The sequence below is a fragment of the Streptomyces sp. NPDC001941 genome (genome assembly GCF_040296945.1).
Taxonomy (GTDB): domain Bacteria; phylum Actinomycetota; class Actinomycetes; order Streptomycetales; family Streptomycetaceae; genus Streptomyces.
This window is the reverse complement of record NZ_JBEOYE010000009.1, coordinates 143,083-166,353: the sequence shown is the minus strand read 5'-3', so window position 1 is coordinate 166,353 and position 23,271 is coordinate 143,083. Positions and strand designations below refer to the sequence as shown.

Below are 23,271 nucleotides of genomic sequence, written 5' to 3'. Positions count from 1 at the left end.
AGCGTGACACCCAAGTGTCGCCACGGGACCCGGAGTTCACACCGGTTGCGTACCGCCACCCTGGGCCGCCCCCTCCTGGGGCCGTACCAGCCCCGCCTCGGTGAGCCACCTGACGACGAGTGCGTCCCGCAGCGCCCGCGAACCCTCTTCGGCCGGAAGCACCTCGGACGCCACGGCCCGCACGGCCTCGCCGTCCAGCGGGCCCCACACGAGCGCGAACTGCCGCCCCCGCCGCACCACTTCGTCCTTCACCTCCGTGTACGGGAACGGCCTGCCCGCCTCCCTGAGGAGCCCGACCGTCGTCGCCCAGGCCCGGAACCTGCTGCCCTGGGCGGCGACCTGCCACTCGGGGAGCACGGTGCGGGCGCTGTCCAGGGGGTCCGCCGACGGGTGCGCCAGCATGTGGTCGATCACGGCGAGCATCTGGACGTACGTGACGTCCGCGCTCCCGGTGGCCGGGCCCAGGTCGCCCGCGGCCTCCAGGATCCCGACGACCTCCGCCGTGAGCACGGAGGGCGGTTCGAGTCCCGGGTCCAGGCCGTGCAGGTGCGCCGTGAAGTGCTCGAACGTCCAGGACGCGGCGGCGCCCGAGAGGGAGAGGGTGAGGGCCACCAGGGCCTCGTCCGCGTCCAGGACGCGGAGGTGCGCGGCCGCGAGCCAGGACTCCACCAGGGCCGTCTCCCGGTCACCGTGGTCCGGTCCGTAGACGCTCTCCGCGATCCACCGGGGGTCCGCGCCGAACCCCTGGGCGACCTGCTGGAGGGCGAGCGAGAGCGCCAGGGGCCGGGCCTGCGCGTCGGACGGCGCGGGAGCGGGCACCGGCGCGGGCAGCCGCACGTCCGGGCCCGCCAGGCCGAGGGCGTCCAGGATCACGGCGACTTCGGCGGGGCCCGGCACCTTCGGCCACCGCTGCCACTCCAGGAAGGCCACGAGGGTGCCGGGGTCCACGGAACCCCTGGTCAGCCGGAGGTGCGTGGCCACGCGCGCGATCTCCCGCACCAGCGTCCAGTGCGGTCCCTGATCGCGTTCGAGGAGCCGCTCCGCGCCCAGCCAGACGGTCACGAGGTCCAGGCCGTGCCGCATGCCGGCCGGTTCGAAGAGCCGGCGGGCGAGCTGCTCGCGGTCGACCTTGCCGGTGGCCGCGATCTGTTCCCGGGCGAGGTGCACCGCCCAGCGCCGCAGCACCTCGGCCGCGAGCGGCGAGAGCCGCGGTCCCGCCCCCTGCAGGGGGCGGGGGCCGCCGCGCAGCGCGGCCTCGACGCTCCTGCGTCCCAGTCCGGGCGGCCGGGAGCCGTCCCCGAGCGAGGCCCGCAGCGCCTCGACCATGGCCTGGACGTCCTCAGACCCGCGTGGGTGCGCCGGGTTGAGCATCCGGCCGAGTCTCGGGTAGGTCAGGTCCACTCCACCGGGCACGAGCACGAGGGACGTCAGCAACTCCGCGTAGAGCTGCTGCGACTGCGGGGACTCGGCCCAGTCCGCTCCCCCGTTCCGGGCCACGGCGAGCAGGCGCGCGAGGTGGTCGGCGTACGCCTGGTGCGACTTGGAGGTGGTGCCCAGCGCCGTCATCAGCCGTGCGGTGGTGGCGCGCAGCCCCGTCGCGGCGTCGCCGCGGTGTGCCCACGGGCCGGTGGACGGCATCCACAGCGGGTTGGCGGCGGTGAGCTCTTCCACCCGGAACCAGGACAGTCCGCCCGCTTCGGCGAGCTCGGTCCACAGCGGCGGTTCGGTGGGCACGGGGACGGACGTCTCCAGGGGGTGGGAGGTGGGGGCGTACGCGGTATCCGTGGGCTGGGGGGTGGGGGCGTACGAGCTACCCGTGAGCTGGGAGGTGTGCTCGTACGGCGTGTGCGTGGCGGCCGACGTGCTCGCGACGGCCTGGGATCCCGCGCCCTCCGGCATGGTGGGCACGACCGGCGGGTCTTCGCGCAACAAGCGCGCCCACTCCCACAGGACGACGCCGAGCAGGGAACCCTCGGACGCGCTCAGGCGGTCCCGGGCCAGCACGGACAGCTCGGCGAGGCCGGTGCCCGAGCCACTGGCCACGACGAGGTCCCGCACGGCCCGTGCCAGCACGTCCCGCGTCCCGCCAGGCGGGACCGTGCTGTCGCCCAGGCCGAAGGCCAGCAGGATGCCCTTCACCACCGGGTACATCGCGGGCGTTGACAGCACGTCGAGCCCATCCTCGACCAGCACCGTGAGGCTGGCCGACCCCTTCCGGTGCACGACGTCGAGGAGCTTGGCGAAGCTGTCGGGCGTGAACGAGTCCCGCGCGTGGGCGCGCTTGACACCGAGCCCCATCAGGAGTCCCCGCGCCTTGCGTTCCGTCTGTGTCAGGGGCTCGCCGGGCCAGATCTTCCCGGCCAGCTGCTGTGCGGTGAAGGGACGTCCCGGCACCTTGCCGCTGCCGCGCTGGAGGTGCTCGTACAGGTAGTAGTCGATCCGCTCGCCCTCGGAGGCGCCGGGCCCCGGAACCGGCGGCCGGTGGTCCGGGATCAGGGCCATCAGGGCGGCCGCAACCTGCCTGACCTCAGCGGTGGCGGCCCCCGCGGTCCCCGGCGCCTTGGCCTTCTGCTGCTGCGCAGGAGCCGGTGTCACCTGCGCGGAGGTCTGGGCGAGAGGGTCCACCACGCCTCCGCCCGCCTCCGACACCCAGGAGAACGCCAGTCCCACCGAGGAGAGCCAGTACCGCAGCAACTCGTCCTGAACGCGCTGGCGTTCGGGCGACGTCCTGGGCCCCAGAAGCTCCGCCCCCAGGGTCGCCAGGTCCAACGGGCTCCCCGGGGAGGCCTGGAGACGGGCAACGGCCGACGCCACGGCCGTCTCCTTGTGCGTGGTGTAGACGCTCGACCCGTCTGGAAGGCCGTCGAGGAACACGGTCGTCCCCCACCAGGTGAGGGCCAGCGTGCGCTCCTTGACACGCGCCGGCCCCGGCATGAGGGCGTCGAGGACGTCGCGGGGGCTGCCCTGCCCCGCTGCCACGCGCTTCTCCAGGTCCGCCACGGCGCGCAGCATGTCCAGGGTCCGTTCGCTGCTCCGCTCGGCGATCTCGTCGTGCAGCCCTGCCGCCAGGAGGACCGCCTTGGTGACGGCCTTCTGCTGCGGGGTGATGTCCTTCACCCCGAACGCCAGCCGGGTGATTCCCGTCAGGCTGACGGGCTGGTCGCCCAGCGAACCCGTGCCGGTCACCACGGACAGCACCTTGGCGACGCGGACCTCGTCCGCGTCGAGGACGCGCAGGCCCGCCTCCGCCAGCCACCGGTCGAGGAGCGCCGCGTCGTCGTCGGTGAAGCCGGGGTCGAAGGTGCGCCGCGCCAGCGCCCGCGCGTCCACCCCCTTGAGCCGCGCCGCTTCCTCCCGCGCCTCCCCCAGGGCGAAATCCTTCAGGGCGGACACCGCTTCGGGCCGGAGCACCCCGTTCACCCGGACCGCCGCCGGCCGGCGCGAGTCGAGAAGGGCTCCTTCCGCGGTGGCCTGGCCCCGCACATCCTCTTCCAGCACCGGGGAGTTGACGGGATCGACGAGCAGTCCCCGCCCCTCCAGAAGCTTCAGCAGCGAGTGGTGCTTCGCCAGCCCGGTCTCCTTGTCGTCGGCGACCGCGAAGGCGGTGCGGGCGACGTGGTCGACGTCCACGGGAATCCCGCCCCGCACCGCCCACTCCGCCAGGGTGAGGCCCAGCTGCCTGTCCTGCGCGTTGTACACCGGCTTCTCCGGCACCAGCACCCCCGCCGCCACCAGCCACTCCCTCACCAGCTCCAGGCCACGAGCCCGGTACGGCGCCTCGAACAGCCGCTGGACCACGTCCCGGAGCGTGCCGGGGCCGGGGTTCCCGCTCTGCTGCCAGAGCTCCAGCGCCCAGCCGCGCAGGGCGAGCACCCCGAACGCGGTGAGCATCCCGTTGTCCAGCCGGGTCCGCACGCCGGCCGCCCGCATGGCGGTCTCGACCGCCACCCCCTCGGCCGTCCCCGGGGGAAGGGCACGCGGACCGGTGGTCACCCCGATCCGCGCCAGCTCGTTCCGCACGAAGCCGGGGTCCACGGGGGCGTACGGATTGAGCAGCAGCCCGATCTCCTCGGCGGGGCGGTCGAGGGCGTCCGGCGCCAGGGACCAGAACTCCAGCGCGCCCCGGTACAGCTGCCCCGCTTCGGTCGACTCGGCCCAGCCGTCCCCCAGGCTCAGCGCCAGGTGGTCGAGGCCGTTGAGGTAGGCGGTGTAGGCGGGTTCGGCCTCCAGCTTCGTGAAACGGTCAGGGGTCTCTTCGCCGGAGCGGTCGGGGACCTCCTCGGTGGAGAGGTCGAGGGCCTCCTCCCGCTCCTGGTCCGTCTCCGGTACGTGATCCGGTTCGGGCGCGCCCGTCCCGTACGTCGACTGGCCGCCGCCCTCGTCCTCGTACCCCTCCGGCACCCGCACCGCCGAGCGCGAACCCTCGCCCCTGGTCGCCAGGAGCTCGTCGGGCCGCATGCCGCCCGGCTCGAACGGCCGTCCCGTGACGCCGCGTTCGCGTCCGGCCCGCAGCGCCAGGGCGACGGCGGCGTCCTCGCGTCGCGGGGTGTCCCGGTCGAGGTGCAGGGCGTACATCACGCGCTGCCTGATCTCGTACTGTGCGGGGTCGCGCTCCTTGAGCGGGCGCGGGTCGATCACCAGGTCGTACGGGTTGTGGCGGTACATGATCCTGGACATGGCGCCGGCCAGCTCCCTGATCCGCTCCTGGGGCAGCGCCTGCAGGACTCCTTCGATCACGGCCAGGTCCGCCGTCTCGGCGGGGTGCGCCGGGGGCGCCTCGGCCGCGTCCTCCTCGTCCTCCTCCCACCCGTCGTAGCCGTCGTCCTGGTCGCCGTCGAACGGGACCTCCTCCTGGAGCGCGCCCTCCGGCTCCGCCCCGTACCAGTGCTCCTGCGACAAGTGCAGGACCACGGGCGGGAGTTCGGGCGCGCCGAAGGTCTGGTACCCCAGGTCGTCGCGCACGACGGTGAGGCGCACGCCGAACGCCTGCGCGGCCAGCGGGGCCAGCAGGTCCGCCGCGGTGTGCCGCCATCCGGTCCGGTCGGGTGCGGTGCCCTCGCGGCGCAGCATCGCGGCCATCAGGGCGCGCCGCAGGAACGGCCGTGCGCCCAGGAGTTGGGCGGCGCCGGACGGCAGCGTGCCGAGCGCGGCGAACTCCCTGCGGTGCGGCTCGCTCATCATCACGAGGGCGTCGTCGAGCTCCTGCTGTGTCAGCGGCTCGCCCGCCTCCAGGGCGGTGATCTCGTCCACGGTCGGCGAGTCGGGCACGGACGGGTCGATGACCTGGGCGGTCTCCAGCGTGCGGGCGAGCACCTCGCGCAGCGCGGCGAGGGCTTCGGGCCCCTCGCCCTCGGGGATGCCGTGGCGGGCGCGCCAGCCGCCCGGGAGGACGCGGTCGAGCTGGCGGGCCAGGCTGCGGTGGAACGAGGAGCCATCGGTCCCGGGCAGCGCGTCCACGATCCGCAGGCGCTGCCCGTCGGGCGTGACCAGGGCGAGCGGCTTGCCGACCTCCGGCTCCAAGCCGCCTTGCTCCACGCCTCCTTCCTCGACGGCCTCTTCCGTCTCGCGGGTGAAGCGGTCCGGTCCCGCCGGGTCCTCGGCGTCCTGCCCGGTGCGCGCCGGCGGCAGCCAGAACCGTGGCGCGGGCCCGGTGCGCGCGTCCGGGTGCGTGGTGTACCAGGCGGCCGACGCGGCGGTGTGCGCGCGGACGGCTTCGAGGCGGCGCAGCGCCTCGACCGCGCCGTCCCGGGCGGCGGTCGCCTCCTCCGGGTCGCCGTCCGCCGCCGCCAGATGGGCCCGGTCGGCGGCGGTCCAGGCCTCGGCGTACGCCTGGAGCAGCCGGGCGCCGTGGGTGAGGGACGCCCGCTGGCCCTCGTCCAGCCACGGCATGCCGTCGGCGGGGACGGGGGCGAGCAGGGCGTCGACGTCCTGCTGGAGCCGGGCGAGGGCCTCGGGGTCCCGGGGGCCGGTCCCGTACAGCGCGTCCTCCCGTTCCGAGGCGGGCACGGGCGGGTCGGCGGGGAGGCCGGTCTCCTCGTCCGGGTCGTAGGGGGCGGGCAGTTCCTCGAAGCGGTCCTCCTCGGGGAGCTGGTGCCAGCGGGTGAGCGCGTCGGCGGCGGTACGGGCCCGGTGCATCCGGTGCGCGGCCTCGTGACCCGCCCGGATGCGGTCGGCGTACTGCTGGTGCAGGTCCAGGAGCCTGTCGGTGCGTGCCGCCAGCCGCCCCTGGGAGGCGGCGTGTTCGGTACGGGCCTCGGCCTCGGCCAGCGCGGCGTCGGCGAAGGCGGCCCTGGCGCGGCCGGTGGCGGTCCGGGCCGCGGCGACCGCGGCTTCGGCCTCGGTGCGGGCCGTCTCGGCGGCGGCCAGCTTCTGCCACGAGGCCTGTTCGGCCGCCCGCGCCTCCTGGAGCGCGGTGCTGCGCGTGCCGTGGTCCCGGGCGGCCTGTTCCAGGGCTGCCTCGGCGTCCTCCGCGTCCGTGGAGAGCCGCGACAGTTCGGCGCCCGCGTCCCGGTGGCGCCGCTCCTCCCGCTCGGCCTGCTCCCTGAGCTCCGGGGCGAGCGGGGAGTCGGTGTTCTCCTCGGCGTTCCTGCGGGCCGCGGCGAGGTCCTCGGCGCTCCGGTCGTGCGCGCGCCGGCCCTCGTCGAGGGCGCGCCGGGCGGATTCGGCGTCCCGACGGGCGCGGGTGAATGCCTTCTCGGCGGCCCGCGCGGGCTCCAGGAGCGTGCCGACCGTGAACGCGTCGCGTTTCGCCTCCGTCCGCAGCCGCCCCGCCTCCTCGTTCTTGCGGGTGGCGTCCTCCTCGGCGGCTGCCTGGGCGTCCTCGGCCTCGGTGACGGCCGTGCGCGCGGCGTCGGCCGCGGTGCGCGCGGCGGTCCACGCCTCCTGGGCCTCGGCCGTCTCGTGGCGGGCGGACTCCCACTGCTCCATCGCGGCGCCGAGGGCGGCGCGCGTCTTCCAGTAGCCGGAGACGGCCGTGTTCCAGGCGGTGTTGGCCGTCTTGACGGCGTCCCAGGCCTCCTGCACCACCTTGGGGTAGCTGGCGTCGTCGAGGAGCCCGAAGGCGAGCGCGGTGTCCTCGCGCACCCAGGCGTAGACGCCGTCGGGCACCGTGGTCTCCACGACCCCGGGCGGGAGCGGGGACGGCGGTTCCAGGCCGACGAAGGACACGGCCTTGGTCACCAGCGCGCTGTCCTTGATCCTGCGGTCGACCTGGGCGATCTGCAGCCAGCTGACGGGGAACCTGAACAGGAACGCCCGGCCGGCGGGGAGCTTCAGCTTGGCGGTGGAGAGGTGCAGGGCGTTGGGGTCGTGCCCGCTGGCGCCGGTGGCGGTGCCGGCCGGCATCAGCGCCGAGGTGCCGACGCGGTTGAACAGCGGGTCCTCGGTGACGAAGGCCGGCCCGCCGGTGATGTTGGGCTGGCGGGAGTCGGACGCGGTGTCGGACCGGGAGACGCTGTGCGCGGCCCGGAACTTCTCGGAGAGGTCGGTGGTGGTCTCGACCGCGAGCAGCTTCGCGCCCCGCGTGTGGACGCGCGGGTGCAAGTCGAGCTGCGCGTCGACGCCGCCGATCAGGGCGTTGCCGTGGAGGGTGACGGACAGGCCGTGCTCCATCGCATCGTGGAAGAACGCCTCCAGGGTGGTGGCGCTGACGACGTTGCCGATCACTTCGTGCACCGGGGTGCCCGGCTTGACCAGGGACGCGAGGGTGCCGTCTGCCGCTCCGGCGGCCGCGCTGACGGAGAGCAGGGCGCCCTGGAGGATCTCGGCGACGCTGCCGACCATCTGGACGCCGACGTTGCGCGAGCCGAGGCCGAACAGCCGGTACCCGGTCTCCTCGGACAGCTTCCAGGCGATCACGGCGTCGCGCCGGCCGCCCGAGGGTTCCTTCAGGTGGGGCACGACGGGCGGTGGGGGCAGCAGGGCCGTGGGCGCCTCCCCGTGGTCCGGGCTGAGCAGGCTGAGCGGCAGGTGTTCGCGCAGTTCACCGATGTCCTCCTGGACCCGGAACTGTTCCCTGCCTTCGACGACCACGCTGACGGTCATCGTGTAGGGGGTCTCGTACACGGCGTGCGGTCCGCTGTTCTCCGTGTCGGAGCTGCGGGCCGCGGAGCGGCCGGCCGACGACGTCTGGTCGTAGCCGGTGCCGACCTTGTCCGCGAGGCCGGCGGAGGTGGTGGTGCCGCCGGTGACCGTGCTGGCGCTGAGGGTGGGGCTGACGGACCAGGAGTACCCGGCGGACTCCCCGGTGGTGACGGACAGGGCCGCCGAGCGCGAGTTGGTCAGCGACAGCCCGCCGCGCAGCGAGGACAGCCGGGGGGTGCCGCGGGTCAGGCGGAACTCGATGGTGCCCTCGCGGGACTGGCGGAGCCTGGGCTGGAAGACGCGCAGCGTGTATCCGTTGCGGACCATCTCGTGGGCCAGCCCGCGCAGGCCGTCCGGGGACAGGACCACGCTCAGGCGGGTGAGCTTGCCGGTGCGGTCGTCGAGCAGGTTCTCGGGCAGCACCAGCGCCTTCGCCGAGGTCATCGCGTTGACCGCCGCCTGGAAGGAGGCGAGCAGGGCCGACAGGTCGAAGACGCCGGTGTGCACGGCGAACAGCGGTGCCCCGGTGGCCCAGGCGGGCGCCTTCCAGCCCGGTTCGGTCCAGCGGGGCACCTGGCCGAGGTGGTCGTCGAGGAGGCCCAGTTCCAGGGCGTCCTGCTCCGCCATCCAGAGCAGCACGCCGGCCGTGGTGGTGACGTGGACGGCCGTGTGGCGGGCGGAGAGGTTCGCCGGTGCGGACAGGACCCCCTTGGTGCGGGAGGAGGCGGCGACCACCCATTCGACGTCGCCGACGAGGAGCACGGCCCGCCCGGTGCGTTCCATGGTGCGGGTCGTCCCGGCGCTGAGCTGGAGGGCCTTCGTGGACGATCCGGTCCAGCCGTACGGTTCGACGTCGAGCCCTGCGTTCCCGGTGGCGTCGATCGTGCCGCCCCTGCCGACCTTGACGGTGCGGCCGATGCCCGCGCCGACGCCGACGGAGGCGGAGTCGGTCCGCCCGGTCTGGGAACCGCCCGTCACCTGGGTGTCGTACGAGTACTCCAGGCTCTGCTCGCCGCCCGTGACCATCAGGGGGCGCAGTCCGCGCACCTTGGCGCGGACGACGACGGAGGCCTCGCGGTCCTTCACCGCGCCCATGCCGAACAGGCCGCCGAGGTGCCAGCCGAACGCGGAGGTGGCGAGGGTGAAGTTGGCCTCGCCCTGGCCCGGTGAGAGGCCCTCGACGAGGGAGTCGTGGGCGGGCGTGCCGTACAGCGAGAAGAACCAGGAGTTGTCCGACACCTCGGCGAGGGCGTGCTTGGCGGCGCGCAGGACGTGCCGGGGGAAGGGCACCGAGGCGATCGCGTAGGGGCGCTGCTGCCACGGCTCGGGCCGGTACCGGGGCAGCGGGAGCCCGCTGGCGAGGCGCTTGGCGGCGCGCGGGTCGGGCTCGATCCGCTGGACCGGCAGCTCGCGCGGCACCCGGCCGAGGAACGGGTTGCCCGAGCCGTCCAGGTGCGGGTCGACGGTCGGTGCGAGGGCGGACGGCAGGTACAGGGAGACGACCCCCTTGACCTGTTCCGCCCGGCCGCCGGGGCCGACCAGGGTCGTCTTCGCGGAGCGCTTCACGAACCACTCGGCGGCGACCACGTTGAAGGTGGCCACGCGGTTCCTCACCCGGGGGCGCTGGTAGGAGAGCACGGTGGCGGAGAGCGAGAGGTCGTACGCCCACACGTGCGAGCGGCTCTTGAAGGCCGACACGCCCTCGGCCGTACTGCCGGTCCCCGCGGTGGAGCGGAACTTGAACTGCCGGGAGCGGTTCGCGGACAGCGCCGCGCTGCCGGCGAGCACACCGGTGAGGTCCTTGACGGTGGCCTTGAACGCCAGGCTGGTGGCCAGCGACTGGGACAGCGTGGTGGAGCGCTTGGCGGGCTGTGCGGAGGCGTTGCCGGTCCGCAGGCCGACGTCGTGCCGGAAGCCCTCGAAGCGCCGTCCCGTCAGCTCGGCCCGCAGGGTGACGGTGACGTACTCCTCGTGCCCCGGGCCCATCCGTTCGAGCCGGATGGGCAGTCCGGTGGTCATCATCCGTTCGATGCCCGACTCGGTGCGGGCCTCGCTGATGGTCTGGCGCAGCTTGATCGTGTTGGCGAGGGCGTTGCGGTAGTCCTGGTCGCTGCCGGGCCAGCCGTTCTCCCGCACGCGCGCCCAGGTGCGGGGGTCGGCCAGCCGCTTCCAGCCCCACTCGTCGCGGTCGTGCGGGCGCGGGGGCAGCAGCAGTTTGGGGTGCTGTGCGTACAGGCTGGTGTACACCCGGTCGTAGAACTCCTCGACCACGCCCTTCTGCGGGAGCACGGCCCCTTCCTCCGGGACGGGCCAGGTCAGGGACTTGACCTTGGTTCCGGCGAGGGTCGGCGGGCGGTCCCCGGTGAGGAAGGCGGGGGCGAACGGCTCGGGCACTCCCGGCGGCAGCCGCGAGCCGTCGTCCCAGCCCGCCAGGCGGCGCGCCTCGTTGCGCGGGATGCGCAGTTCGGCGGAGACGTGGAACGTCTGCCACTCCTCGCCGATCTTGCGGACCATCAGCTTCAGCGGCATCTTGTACGTGCCGCCGTGGTCCACGATCGACAGGGTCGCGTTGGTGGAGGCGGTGCTGCCGTGTCCGCCGGACTCCGTCCTGGCGTAGGAGAGCGTGCCGGTGAGGCCGAGCTGGACGCGTGCCCTCTTGGGGCCGAAGGCGGGGCCCATGGTGACGCCGAGGCTGAGGCCCTTGGTCAGCGACCGGTTGCGTTCCGCGGTGAGCTTGACGGAGTTCTGGCTGCGGATCTCCGACGTCGCGGAGTACGGCCGGAGCAGCTGCGCCTTGGCGCCCTCGCGGGTGTCGGGTTCGACGATCACCTCGAAGGCGCCGAGCACGGTCCGCTCGATGTCCTCCTCGTAGAGGGGCTCGGTGGACACCGCGGAGCGGAACGCCTGGTCGAGCAGGGACCGGAAGGTCTCGGAGGAGAAGAAGCGCCGCAGCACGTCGTGGGCGGGGGTCGTCAGCGTCGCCTTCGGCATCCGCGTCCTGGCCCACTGGTAGACCTGGTCGAGGGCGCCCACGTCCTCGGTGAAGAACACCTCGGGGACCGACTCGCGGGTGAGGGGGAACTCCTGGGGCAGGTACTCGGCCTCGTCCGGCCTGGTCGTGGAGTCGGAGACGGTCCACATCAGCCCCGAGCGCATCGCGAAGCCCGAGACCCGCGGCTCCGTCAGGACCCGGACGGGCGCGCGGTGCCCGGTCCGGCCGCGGACCGCGTCGAGCGGCGCGAGGCCGTGGAAGAGGTCCAGGGGCGAGGTGCGCGGCGGCTTGTTCTCGGTGACGTCCCTCAGCTCGATCCAGAGGTCGTCGACGTGCGTGTGGGTGTGGTCCTTGCCGCGCAGCTGGGTGGTGACCTGGGTGACGTCGCCGGTGGCGAAGCCGTACGTGGGCTCGTTGATCCGGTACACGAAACGGAGGCTGCCGAACGGGCTCACCAGGCCGCTGCCGGGGCCGAGGGGCGCGTTCACGGTCAGGGTCGACGCGTGGTTGACGGCCTGGTTCTCCCCGACGGCGGTGCGCCGCTGGGTGTCCTTGTCCAGTTTGGTGGGGTCGTGCTCGGCGTCGTGGTAGCGGTTCCAGTCGCCGTAGTTGCGCAGGCTGACCACGACCTCGTGGGGCTTGCCGTCCGGGCCCCGGTAGGTGAGCGGGTAGCCGTCGCCGAAGAACCGCTCGGGCTGGTCGACGAGCGCGAAGCGCAGCCGCTCCAGCGCCTCGTCGGGCAGCGAAAGACGCCGCCGGACCTCGCCCGCGATGGCGTTCACGCCGCGGATGGCGAGCGTGCTCTGCCCGAGGCTGCGCAGGTGGACCGGCACCTTGGCCTCGTCCTCGAAGACGACGAACTCCTCGTCGGTGCGGGTGGGCGGCGCGTCGGCCTCGACGTCGAGGACGGGGACCTGTTGGACGGCGAGGTCGCCGAGCGGGCGGACGGGCCGGATGCCGTCGGCGTCCTCGTCGCGCTCGCCCGTGTCGTCGCCGCCGCCCTCCGCGCCCTCGCGCCGGTGGCCCACGTGCAGCGCCTCGCGTTCCAGGCGTACGAGCCGCTTCCAGGCCTCCTGGCGGGCCCGGGCGCGTATCCGGTTGACGCGCTCCGCCGGTGACAGCGCCTCGGGCTCCTCGTCGAGCCCGACGTCCACCCACTGGGCGTCCGCCACCGCCTGCTTGATCTGTTCGTTCACCCACGCCTGGGCCTCCGCGTCGGTGAGGGAGCGCAGCCAGGGGTCGTCGGACCGCCGGCTGCCGGGCATCCTCGCGCTCGGCGTCATCTGCGAGGAGTCGGTGCGCCGTGCGATCTCCTCCTCCAGACGCTGTACGACGCGCACGGCCCGCGCCGCGATCGGCACAGGACCGGTGCTCCCGTCGAGCGCCGTGGCGCCCAGGAGGCCCATCAGCGAACGCTGGGTGGTGAGGGCGCCCGAGGAGTTGCGGGTGGAGAACTGCGGCCGTCGCAGGGGCAGCGTGCGCGACCTGGTCGGCGGACGCCTCACCAGGTGGGACTCGGAGAGGCTGCGCCCCAGGACGGTGGGCCGCTCGTTGGCCGACTGGCTGGTGCTGCCCTCGCCGTACGTCTCCGCGCCCTCGAAGCCGCCCTGGGCGTAGGGGCGGGGGCCGACGCCCAGCGAGCGGCCGAGGTCCTTGGCTGCCTGCGCGGCCTGCGCGGGTGTCGCCCCGTCGCGCAGCAACTGGGCCAGCCGGTAGAGCTGTTGCTCCCTCAGCTCCCGCATCCCGGCGCGCTTCGAGCTGCTCCAGCCCGGTTCGGGCACCGGCAGCGGCGACCACTGGTTCAGCAGGCCGGACGCCTGGTACCAGGCGTCGTCCAGCCGGTCCTCGGCGTGCTTCCCGCGGCTGGTGCGGGCCTGCCGCTCGGCGGCCAGGCGTTCGCTCCAGTGGGCGGCCACGCTCGCGTGCAGCCCGCTCGCGAGCGCGTGCGCCGCCAGCGCCCCGGCCCGGACCGGCTGTTCCGGGCCGTCCTCCGTCCCGTACAGCAGGGTCCGCGCGTCCCGGTAGGCGGTGCGGTACGGCTCCGAGTGCTCGACGAGACGGGCGTGGACGCGCTCGGGCCCGGCCCAGGAGTCGCCGGGCCAGAGGGTGGCCGCCACCTCCTCCAGGGGCGTCCCGTCGAGGACGAGGCGCTCGGCCCGGTCCGCCTCGTCCGCGCGCCGGACGGCCTCGGGGGCGGGCTGCCGGCCGCTGACCCGCTCGACGACCTTGACCGGGCGGGGCGGGGCGGTGGTGTCCTGCGGCAGGGGGGCGGCCGTCGTGGGGGTGGCTGTCGTGGGGGTGGCTGTCGTGGGGGTGGCTGTCGTGGGGGTGGTCGTCGTGAGGTTGGTCGTCTCGGCAGGGGCTGTCGCGGTGGGTGCGGGCGCGGGCAGCCACAGGGCCCCGATGCTCGGGTGCATGCCGCGGCTCACCAGGAAGGAGAACAACTCCCCTTCCGCCACGTCTGGTCGCAAGGTCTCGTCGTCGAAGAGCTGGCGGGTGAACTCGTAGTCGATCGCGTACTGCTCCTCGTGTTCGAGGAGTTGGCGGTGCATCCGGAGGGCGGACTCGTAGTTCCCCACCGGGGGCGACCCGTGGTAGACGTCCCGTCCGACAGCCGTGTCGAAGACGGTTCCGCGCGGGAGCGGCCCGCCGAAGGCCCGGACGTCGACGACCGTCTGGCTGGGGGAAGGAACCGGCATCCCCTGGGGGTTCGTCCGCGCCCGCTCGAAGGCCCGGAGGAGCTCGTCGGCCAGGTCCCCGGCCTCCTGGGCGCGCGAGGGGTCCCGCGGGGCGTCCTCCAGGAGCGAGGCGACGGCCAGACCGGTCCAGTAGGCGTCGGGCCGGACCGCCTTCAGATCCGCGCCCAGCCGGAGCAGGGCGGCCGGGTCGAGCCCGGCGCGCCCCCCGACCACGCTCGCCGCCGCCACGAGGGCCGCTCGCAGCGCGGTGTCGACGGGGCCCTCGAAGACGCGCCGCTCGAAATCCTGGAGGGCCGCCGTGTCCACGAGGAGTGCGATCGGGCGCAGGACGGCGTCGGTCCCGTCCTCGTAGGAGGGCACGGGGTCCTGGAGCACCTCCTCGTACGGGGGGCGCCCGAGGGCGAGGTCGAGCGCGGGCAGGGGCCACAGCGGGCCGATGAACGGGTCCTCGGACTCCCCGGACACGGGGGCGGGCCGCGCTTCCTCGCGCGCGTGCGCCCAGAAGCTCTGCCGGACGCCCTCCGCCCAGTAGCGCATGACGTCGAGGTGCAGGCCCCGGGCGCGCGCGAAGGACGCCAGCTCCCGCTCGATGGTCCCCGGGTCGAGGTCGCTCCCGGTCAGGGCCATCACCCTCGCGTAGTCCGCCTGGTAGACGCGGGAGGACTCCATGAGCCGGCCGTGCAGGGCGTCGGTCTCCGCCAGGTCCTCGCCCAGCGGAGCGCCGCCGTAGAAGACCCGCTCGTCCGCGGTGAGGGCGACGCTCCGGTCGATGGGGGCCGAGAAGGCGCGCAGGGCCGCGACCTCCGGGACGGCCGAGTCCCGCCGCAACGGGGCCAGCGCCTCGCGCATGCCGGGGCGGGCCAGGAGGCCCCGCCAGAAAGCCCCTACGGTCGGGCTGATGTGACGATCATTCAGGTGCGCAAGCGCTTCGGCCGTCGCACCCGATGCGATGAGGTCCGCGAACGTCACCAGGTCCCAGGCGTAGGCGGGCGACTCCACGAAGAGGCGTTCGTGCACGCTGTCCGGAGAGACGAACATGTCGCCGAACAGGGGCACTTGCGCGTACAGGGCCATGACGAGCGCATCGAGCGACACCTCGGAGACGCGGAGCCTGGGTTCCTCGGGGATCGTGGGCAGCTGGGGCATGACCCGCTCTTCGCGCGGGAGCTGTTGCCCCCTCTGGCTCGCGCTCCCGTTCTCCGTCCGAAGCCCGGTCGTAGCGGTCGGACGCGTCGCATTGCGGGAACGGACCTGCTCCGGGGAACGCGCGGGCCGATGGCTCGGCGGCGGCATTACGAAAGGGAGCGGCGGTACGACCGGCGGCGGGGGCGTCGCCTCGCTCCGGGACTGCTCCCTGACGTCCTGCCGCTCGCGCGGTTCACGCGGCTTACGGGGTTCACTCAGTTCGCGCGGTTCGCTCAGCTCGCGTGGCGACTCCCCCGGTGTGAAGGGGTGTTCCGGGATGACCGGGCCGGAGTCGTGGGCCTGCTCGATCTGCTCCAGGTAGCGCCGCGGCAGCACCGGCCGGTCGGGGTCCGGCAGGTCGAGGCCGGCGGACATCAGGCCGTACGCGTCGACCTGCCCGGGCTTCCTGCGGAACAGTGCCTCGTCGTCGAGGTACCGGTCGCGGACCCCGGTGTAGTGCAGCAGCTCGTGGAGGAGCTGCGCGTCGTCCTTCTCCCGCTCCAGCGGGTCGGAGTGCAGGGTGAACGACGTCTGGTCGAACCCGGCCGGGGCGTCGGAGACGCTGATTTCCACGGCCTCCGGGTGGGCGGGCTCCTCGGTGAGCCGCACGTCGAAGTGCACCTGGTGTCCTGAACGCGGCAGCGTGAAGCCGACGTTGAGGTGCCGGTCCAGGAGTCCCTGCGCGCGTTCCTGGAGCGCGGCGCGGTCCGCGTCACGGAAGCCCTCGCCGTACTTCACCGGGAGGTCGACCAGGACGCGGCGGATCCAGGTCCCGTCGTCGGCCTGCACGCTCTGCACCGAGCTGCGTATCAGCGTGTCCAGTCCGCCCAGGCCCTCGGTGCGGCCCTGGCCCGGGAGGATCTTGCCGTTCTCGATGCGGAGCGCGTCGACGGCGGGGTCGAACGACTCCAGCAGCACGCGGGCGGGCGGCGGGGCGTCACCGAGCCGGTGACGCCACTGCTCCGGGCGTACGGGGGTGGCGCTCGGGGAGACCAGGGAGTCGGGGGCCGGCGTTTCGGGCTTCCGCTCCGGGGTCGCCTCAGGGTGGCCCTCCGAGACCCTCTCAGGGTGGTCATCCGGGAGGGTCTCGGGCTTCCCGTCCGGGGGCGCCTCGTCCCGCGGTGTCTCGGGCCGCGCCTCGGTCTTTCCTGCCGGAGGCGTCTCGTCCCGCGGCGTCTCGGGCCGCGCCTCCTTCGCGTCGACGCGTACGGGCTCCCGCACGGGTTCCCGCACGAGCGGGCGCAGCGCCTCCAGCGCCTGCTCCGCCTCGCCCAGGCGGCCGTGAGTCCCGGCCTGGCGGACCTTTTCCGCAAGCGAGTTGACCTGCTCCAGGTCCCTGCCCCCCGTGCGTACGGCCTCCTGCACCAGTGCGTCCGCCTCGGCCGACGCGTCGGTGAGCAGCTCCCTGAGCCGGTTCGGGGCCATGCCCTGCCGCTCGGCCGCCTTGTGGAACTCGGTCGGCGAGGGGTCTTGGCCTCCGGTGAACCGCTTGAGGGCGTCGGCGGCGGTGACCCGCGGCTCGACCGACTCCTGGGGCGTGGACGACGACTTCGACTCCTCCAGCGCGTCGGCGCCCCGCGGCCGCCCCTGCGGTGCGAGCTGTTGCAGCTGCTCGCCCGGGACCGGCGCTTCCTGCTCCGAGGGCTTCGGGGCCTTCCGGTCCGCGCCGGGGGTGTGGGAGGGCAGGGCGGGCAGGTCGGCGAGGAGGTCCGGAGCAGTGGTGGTCTTCGGGGGGCGAGGGGAGGGCGTGGAGTCGGGCGGGTGCGTGGCATCCGTGTCCCGTGCCCGCCGCGCGGCCTTCTGCTCGATCCTCGCCTCGAACGCGTCCTGCAGCGCCACCGCCTTGTGCTGCTCGCCGCTCTTCATCAGCTGGTCCATGGCCATCCGGTGCGCATCGACCTCGTACGGCGTCAGGCCCAGCTCGATCAGTTCCGCACGGCGTTCGGCGGCGAACTCCGCCAGGCGCGCGTCGGACTCCTTGCGCCCGATGTACTCCCCCTCCAGCAACGAGCGCAGCTCCGCGCGCACTTCGGGCGCCTGGTCGGAGGCCTCCAGGCGCAACTGCCACACCTCGGCGTCCAGCGCGGACATGCCCAGGGACTTGGCGCGCTCGACGAGGTCACCGTCGAGGGCGAGAACCCTGCCCGCGAGGTCCCCGTCGTCGCCGTCCTTCCCGTCACGGCCGAACAGGGACTCGTCCAGCGCGAGCAGGGGATCGTCCAGTGGGTTCTCGAAGCGCGGCTTCATCGTGTCCGGCTTGCGCTCCTCGAACAGGTTCCACAGCTCCGTCTCGGAGACGAGGTCGCCCTCGCGGTTGCGCCACTCCGGGCGGACCGCCCGGTCGGACATCTCCGGACCGTCGCCCCCCGCCCCCAGGTTCCGCAGGCGCAGCGCCATCGCCTCGTCATGGACGCCCTCCAGGAGTTCGAGGCGCGCCGCGCGCTCGCCCACCACGCGCGCCACTTCCTTGAGGTCGCCGCGTCCACTCGCCTCCTCGATGCGCGAGGCGAAGACGTCCCATTCGAGGTCCGTCATGCCGACGCGGTCCGCGCGGTCCTTCAGCGACCCGCCGACCTCGCGCGTCAGCGCGTCGAACTCCCCGTCCCGGCGGGCGGACGCGAGCTCCTGCTGCCACTGCTCCTTGACGGCCGTGTACCCGGCCACGTCCTCCAGGCGCAGGGCGTGCCGCATCAGATCGGCCATGAACTCGCTGTCCGACGCGGGGAGTCCTGCTTCGGCGGACTCGGCCACGAGGGCGTCCAGCACCTGGAACTGCTCGATGCGGAACAGCCAGTCGCCGCTCACCTCAAGGAGCTTCTCGCGACCGCCGCCCGACTCCTGCGCCTCCTTCAACCGGTCCTGCCAGTGGGTGATTTCGCGCTCCGACATGCCGCGCACCCCGCCGTGCTCGGCCATCGACTCCGTCAGCTCACGGACCCACACCGCGTCGAACGCGGGTACCTGCGGCAGCGCCTCCAGCTCGGTGAGGAGCGACGCGTCCACCGGCTCGTCCCCGTCGCGCTTGCGCGGCTGGACCTGCGCCTCGACCAGCGCCGCCACCTCGTGCGCCAGGGCCTGGTCCGGCAGGTCGGTCACGTCACGGGCGAGCAGTTCGCCGAGGGCCTCGGTGAACAGCGACCGCCTCGCCTCCGCCACCAGCACCTGGTGCAGCTCGCCCAACCGGCCCCGCAGACCGGCCGGTTCCCCCTCAAGGGCCGCGTTCAGCCGCTCGCGCACCGACGCGTCCAGCGCCTCCTGCCCACGGTGCCGGGCCAGGAACTCCGCGAACGGGATCCCCTCGACCTCGGCCCAGCGGCGCATCAGCCGGGCCTCCTCGATCCGCACCCGGTCGGCGTTCGACCGCTCCAACCGCTCCCAGAAGGCGTCCACCCGCGCGGACGCCTCCTCGGAACGGCCCTCGGCCCAGGCCCTTCGGATCTCCTCGAGGCGCACCACGTGCTCCGACACCGGCAGCCCGGCCTCCTCGGAGGCCCGGGCCAGGGCCTCCAGCGCCGTCTCCGGGCCGGAGCGCCCGGAGGCGAACAGGTCGTCGAGGGACGTCCCGGTGCCCGCGAGCGCCTCCAGCTCCTGGTGCCAGGCCAGGCTCTCCTCGCGGAAGCCCGCGCGCCCCTCGGCCCCGCCCCGCCCGTACGCCTCGGCCAGCCGGTCCGTCCACGACGTGATCCCGGCCTCGTCCACACCCGCGGTGCGGGCACGGGCGACCAGGGCCTCGATCACCTCGGCGGCGTCCACCGAGGGCAGTGCGGAGGGGCCCTCATCCGGGCCACCGCCGCGCAGGGCGTCCAGCCGGGCCCTGAGGGACGCGTCGTCGAGCGCCAGGGCGTCCGGCTCGCCTCCCTCCCGTACCTTCGTCACCCCGGTCAGCTCGGCCACCCGCGCGTCGCGCTCGGCGACGATCAGTCCCGCCGCCTCGCCGTCGCCCTTCGCCAGGGCCTGGTCGACGCGCCACTCGTACAGCGACCACTCCCGCGCGGACATGCCCGCCGCGAGGGCCTCGCCCTGCCCCACCGCCCTCCCCGGGGGCTCGGGCGACGGGCGCAGGGCGTCCAGGCGCGCCCGCAGGTCCGCGTCCCGGGGAAGGGCCGAGGACTCCGGCGCGTCGCCGCCGTCCGAACGCAAGGCCTTCAAGCGGGCGGCCAGCTCCGCGTCACCGGGGTCGGTGAGCGAAACCGGTTCATCGGTACGGGCCGGCTCGGGCCGCAGGGCCTCAAGGCGCGAGCGCAGAGCCGCGTCGCCGTACGGGTCGGGTGCCGGCTCCTTGGTGGGAACCGGTTCGTAGACCGGCCCGGCCAGATCACCGATCGTCTTCTCCGCCAGGACCTTGGCGAAGGTCCCGGACTCCAGCAGCTCGGAGCCGGTGAACCCGGACTTCCCCACCCCGTTCTCATCCAACAGCCTGGTGAACTGCACCTTCTGAGAGTCCGTCAGTACGTCGAGCAGCTCGGGCGCGGAACGGCCCGCGGCCTTCTCCCCCAGGTTCCCGGGCCCCAGTTCCGCCAGCGCCTCCCGCACCGACCACTCCACGTCCGACACCAACTTCTGCCGGGCCGCCTGCACTTCGGGTGCGGTCGAGTACGCGTCCTCGCCCTGGGTCAGCTCCCAGCGCGCCCGGTCCTTCGCCGCCTCGAAGAACTCCAGCATCACCTCCGCCGCGCCCCGCGCGTCACCGGCGCCCTTCAGCTGCTCGGCACGCGACTCGTACGCGGCGCGCCGAGGCATCGGTACGGCCTCGGCCGCACCCGTCGGCGTGCCACCGCCCTTGCCACCCGGCTCCGACAGCGGAACCGAGGGCAGCGACGACAGCAGGTCGCCCACACTCGTGCCCGCTGCCTTCGGACGGGCCGCGGAAGTGCCGGTGGAGACCGAAGCCACGGTCTCGGCGGGCGGGCTCGACGCCTTCGCATCCGCCACCGCCTTCACCTCGGTCACCGGCTTCACCTCGGTCACCGGGAGGCTCGACTGCGGCCGGATCACCGAATCCACGGCAGGAACACCGCTCTTGCCGGTGACGACCGTCTCCGGCCGGGCGGACGTCGGGGCGGAGGCGGAGGGCGAGTTGGTGGATGGAGTGGTGGACGGGGTGGCAGACGGCTGGGACGGTGCGGGGCTCGGGGTGGTAGGGGGCGCGGTGGGGCTCGGGGTGGTGGGGCCCGTGGTGGGGCTCGGGGTCGGCACCTCACCCGTACGTACCGGACCCGGGGTGTGGCTGGTCGGTAGCGGCGCACTGCTCGGCTGAGAGGTGTCACTCGGCGACAGCGGTGTGCTGCCGGAGAGCACCGAGTCGATCGAGGGAGCAGGCGTCTGCTGCGAGCCCGAGGAGTGTGAGGTGCTGCCGCCCAGCGCCGTGGACTCCACCGGTGTCTGCGTCGAGGTGCTCGACGCGAGCGTGAGGTCGGTCTCCGGGACCGAAGTCGAGGGCGACGAGGACGAAGCCGAGGCCGTCGCGGTCTGCGGCGTCTCGGGCGGCGTGGGCGTGGGAGTCGGCGTCTCGGGCGCGAGGACGTCCTGGGACGCGACGGGCCGTACGACGCTCGGCTCCGGCAGCACCTCCTTCGGCGCGGGGCCGGACGTCTCACCACCCTGGACGACGGTCTGGAGGCCGCCACCGCCCGACGGCCCGTCCCCGCCGGACGTCGAGGGCGCGGACGAGGACGAGGAGAGCCCGGAATCCGCGGAGAAGATCGAGTCCGTGGAGAACTTCGAGAACTTCGAGAACGCCGAGTCGGCGGAATCCGTGGACGCGAGGGAAAACGCGTCCGAGTCCCGCCCTCGGAACAACGACGCCTTGTCCGCCGTAAACCCGCCTCCACCACCAGGACCACCACCGGGGCCGTCGAAGAACGACTTCAGCTTCCCCAGACCGGTGTTGATCGACTTCGGGATCGACGCCGGGTCGATCTTCACCGCTTTCGCCTTCTGCCCGGCCCAGCCGGCCGCACCGAACGCCGCACCCGACGTCGCCGTCTCCCACGTCAAATGAACCCCAGGCTCCCCACCCGTCATCCACGCCGACACATAACCCATCGGCACCGCAGACACCACATTGTTGACCGCACCCCCCACCACCGACGACGCGAACGACCCCACCCACTTCTGCCCGAACACCTTCCCCACACCAAAATCGAACGCCTTGCCCACACCGAAACCGACCACACCGCCCACCGCGCCCAGCGCCACATTCGTACCCAGCTCGCTCCAGTTCTCCGCACCCCACTCGCCCTGGCGCGTCCCCTTCGCGAACCCCACCATCTGCGCCACCGCGTTGATCACACCCATCATCAACGCACCCTGCAACACCGCCGCCACCAACTGACGGATCAACGCCGGCACCGCCGCACGAATCGCCGCCCACACCGCCGCCGTGAAAGCGAACCCCCACCCACCCGTCAACACCGTGAACGCCGCCATCGCCAACTGACCCAGCAACCACGTCACCATCCCCAAAATGGTGACCTTCGCCGTCTCCACCTGAACCGCCAGCTTCCGCAGATTCGCCGCGACCTGACGGTAAAGACCCTCGACCGCATCGAAAACCGGCTTCTCCGCCCCCTCCGGCACCCCCGACAAGAACTTGTACACCGAATCAAGAAGCGCCTGAGCCCCCGCACCCTCCATCGAACGCCCCGCACCCACCGCCGACTTCTCGAACTCCCCCCGCATGCCCTTCACCACATCAGCCATCGCCTCGAACCTCAGCGACCGCTCCACCAACAACGACTCACTCAACTGCGGCCACGGCTGACCACCCAACGCACCCAGAACCGGCTCCGCCCACTCCGGAACAGTGATGTCACCCATGGTTCACCGTCCGCGCGGAGGCGAAGGCGACAGAATTCGGAAACGGCATGCCGGAGCCCCCATGGAGCGCTGGAGAGTGGTGACACAGGAGAGCGACGGCGCGCAGGGAACACGTCGCCGCCGCCTGGCCTGTCGATGGGATGGGGTGGGGGGATGAGGTGCGGGGACGGGGTCGGGGACGGCCCTGAACCTAATCGGAGGGCAGGTTCCCGTGGAGCGCGGTCACGGTGTCCTGTGCCTCGTTCTCGGCGTCGTCCGCCGTCTTCGCCATCATGGCGATCGCCTGCCCGAAGTCGGCGACGCCCCCGACCAGGTTCATCGTCGACTCCACCAGGCTCCGTTCCGCATCCGGCAGCCAGGAGTCGAGCGCCTTGGTCATCTCGTCACCGCCGTCCCCGAGGGGTCCCTGGATGGAGTTCTCGAGGTCGTACACCTTCTCGTAGTTCTCACTGGCGAGTTGGTCAAGATCCACGGCGTACGGCTTGATCACGGACGGGGTCACCGTGATCGTCGTACCGTCCTTGTTGGTGTACGTGACGGGGTCGTTCGGTCCGCGAGGACCGTCCGCCTGCGTCCCGCCGGGGTCCGGCTTCGACGTCGAGGGCACCTTGACCCCGTCGTCCAGTCCTTCCGGAGGGGCTTGGGGCGCCGTGGGGATCATCGTCGGCGTGGGCGGGACGATCGGGGGCGGTGCCTCGGGCGTCGCTACGGGGTGGGCGGAGGCCGTGGTGGACGTCGTGGGCTTCGCCGATGGAGCGGCCATGGTGGTGTTCCCTCTCTCCTTGCACGAGTTGCAAAGGGTCCTGCACGGGGTCCTGCGCGAGGACCCGCGCGGGTCCCGGCCCGCCGGGCGGCCGGTGTTCCGGTCACGCCTCGTCGTCGTCCAGGGCCGAGGCACCGCGCTTGGGCGCGGCGGCCCTGGTCGTACGGGACTTGGCGCCGGCGGCCGGCTTGCTCGCCGGTCCGGCGCTCGGCGCCTGCTTGGCCGTCGCGGGGCCCGTCACCTCGGCGAGGTTCTCGGTCATCTTCCGCATGACGTCCTCCAGGCCGCCGCCGATCATCCGCATCAGGTCGCCGTTGGCGCCCTCGGTGCCGCCGAGGAGGTCGAACGGGTTGACCCCGCCCGGGGCGAACCCGGCCGTCTCGGCGAGCATCGGCTGCATCGTTGCCATGGCCTCCTGCTGGAGCTGGAGCATCGCCTGGCCGACCGTCTGCAGGACGATCCTGCCGAGTTCCTTCGGGGACATCTGCTTGTACTTGGTGTTGTGGAAGGTGACGTCGGTGATGCCGCCGCCCGCCGAGAAGGTGACGCTCATCGACTTGTCGGGCGAGCGGACCGTCTTGGTGGCCTGTGCGAGGTCGGCCTGCAGGGCGAGTACGGAGTCTCGCTGCTTCTCGAAGCCGTTCAGGATCTCTTCGAGTCGGGCCTCGTTCGCGGGGTCCAGCATGTCTGCCTCCGTTGCTCCGGGCGGGTCATGGAATCGCACGGTGTGC

The 23,271-nt window shown here is 73.3% G+C and carries 6 protein-coding genes; 3 read left to right on the top strand and 3 right to left on the bottom strand.

Annotated features, from left to right (window positions below):
- Positions 1-36: 36 nt before the first annotated feature.
- The gene (locus ABT160_RS10305) at positions 37-19,794 is read right to left on the bottom strand and encodes a hypothetical protein (RefSeq protein ID WP_351646020.1); all 19,758 of its coding nucleotides are present in this window, start codon (positions 19,792-19,794) and stop codon (positions 37-39) included.
- Between the two features lie 40 nt (positions 19,795-19,834).
- Here ABT160_RS10305 and ABT160_RS10300 point away from each other — a divergent pair, with 40 nt between their 5' ends.
- From ABT160_RS10300 to ABT160_RS10290, 3 genes are all read left to right on the top strand, one after another.
- A complete protein-coding gene (locus tag ABT160_RS10300; protein WP_351646017.1) occupies positions 19,835-20,215 on the top strand; it encodes a hypothetical protein in 381 nt (126 codons plus the stop codon).
- 3 nt (positions 20,216-20,218) lie between these two features.
- Positions 20,219-20,959, top strand: coding sequence for a hypothetical protein (locus ABT160_RS10295; protein ID WP_351646015.1), 741 nt, complete (start codon positions 20,219-20,221; stop codon positions 20,957-20,959).
- Positions 20,960-21,025: 66 nt separating this feature from the next.
- Positions 21,026-21,292, top strand: coding sequence for a hypothetical protein (locus tag ABT160_RS10290; protein WP_351645959.1), 267 nt, complete (start codon positions 21,026-21,028; stop codon positions 21,290-21,292).
- Between the two features lie 675 nt (positions 21,293-21,967).
- Here ABT160_RS10290 and ABT160_RS10285 read toward each other — a convergent pair.
- Both ABT160_RS10285 and ABT160_RS10280 read right to left on the bottom strand, forming a co-directional pair.
- A complete protein-coding gene (locus ABT160_RS10285; RefSeq protein WP_351646012.1) occupies positions 21,968-22,540 on the bottom strand; it encodes a hypothetical protein in 573 nt (190 codons plus the stop codon).
- Positions 22,541-22,643: 103 nt separating this feature from the next.
- Complete coding sequence (locus ABT160_RS10280; protein ID WP_351646010.1) at positions 22,644-23,225, bottom strand: YbaB/EbfC family nucleoid-associated protein; 582 nt, start codon at positions 23,223-23,225, stop codon at positions 22,644-22,646.
- Positions 23,226-23,271: the final 46 nt, after the last annotated feature.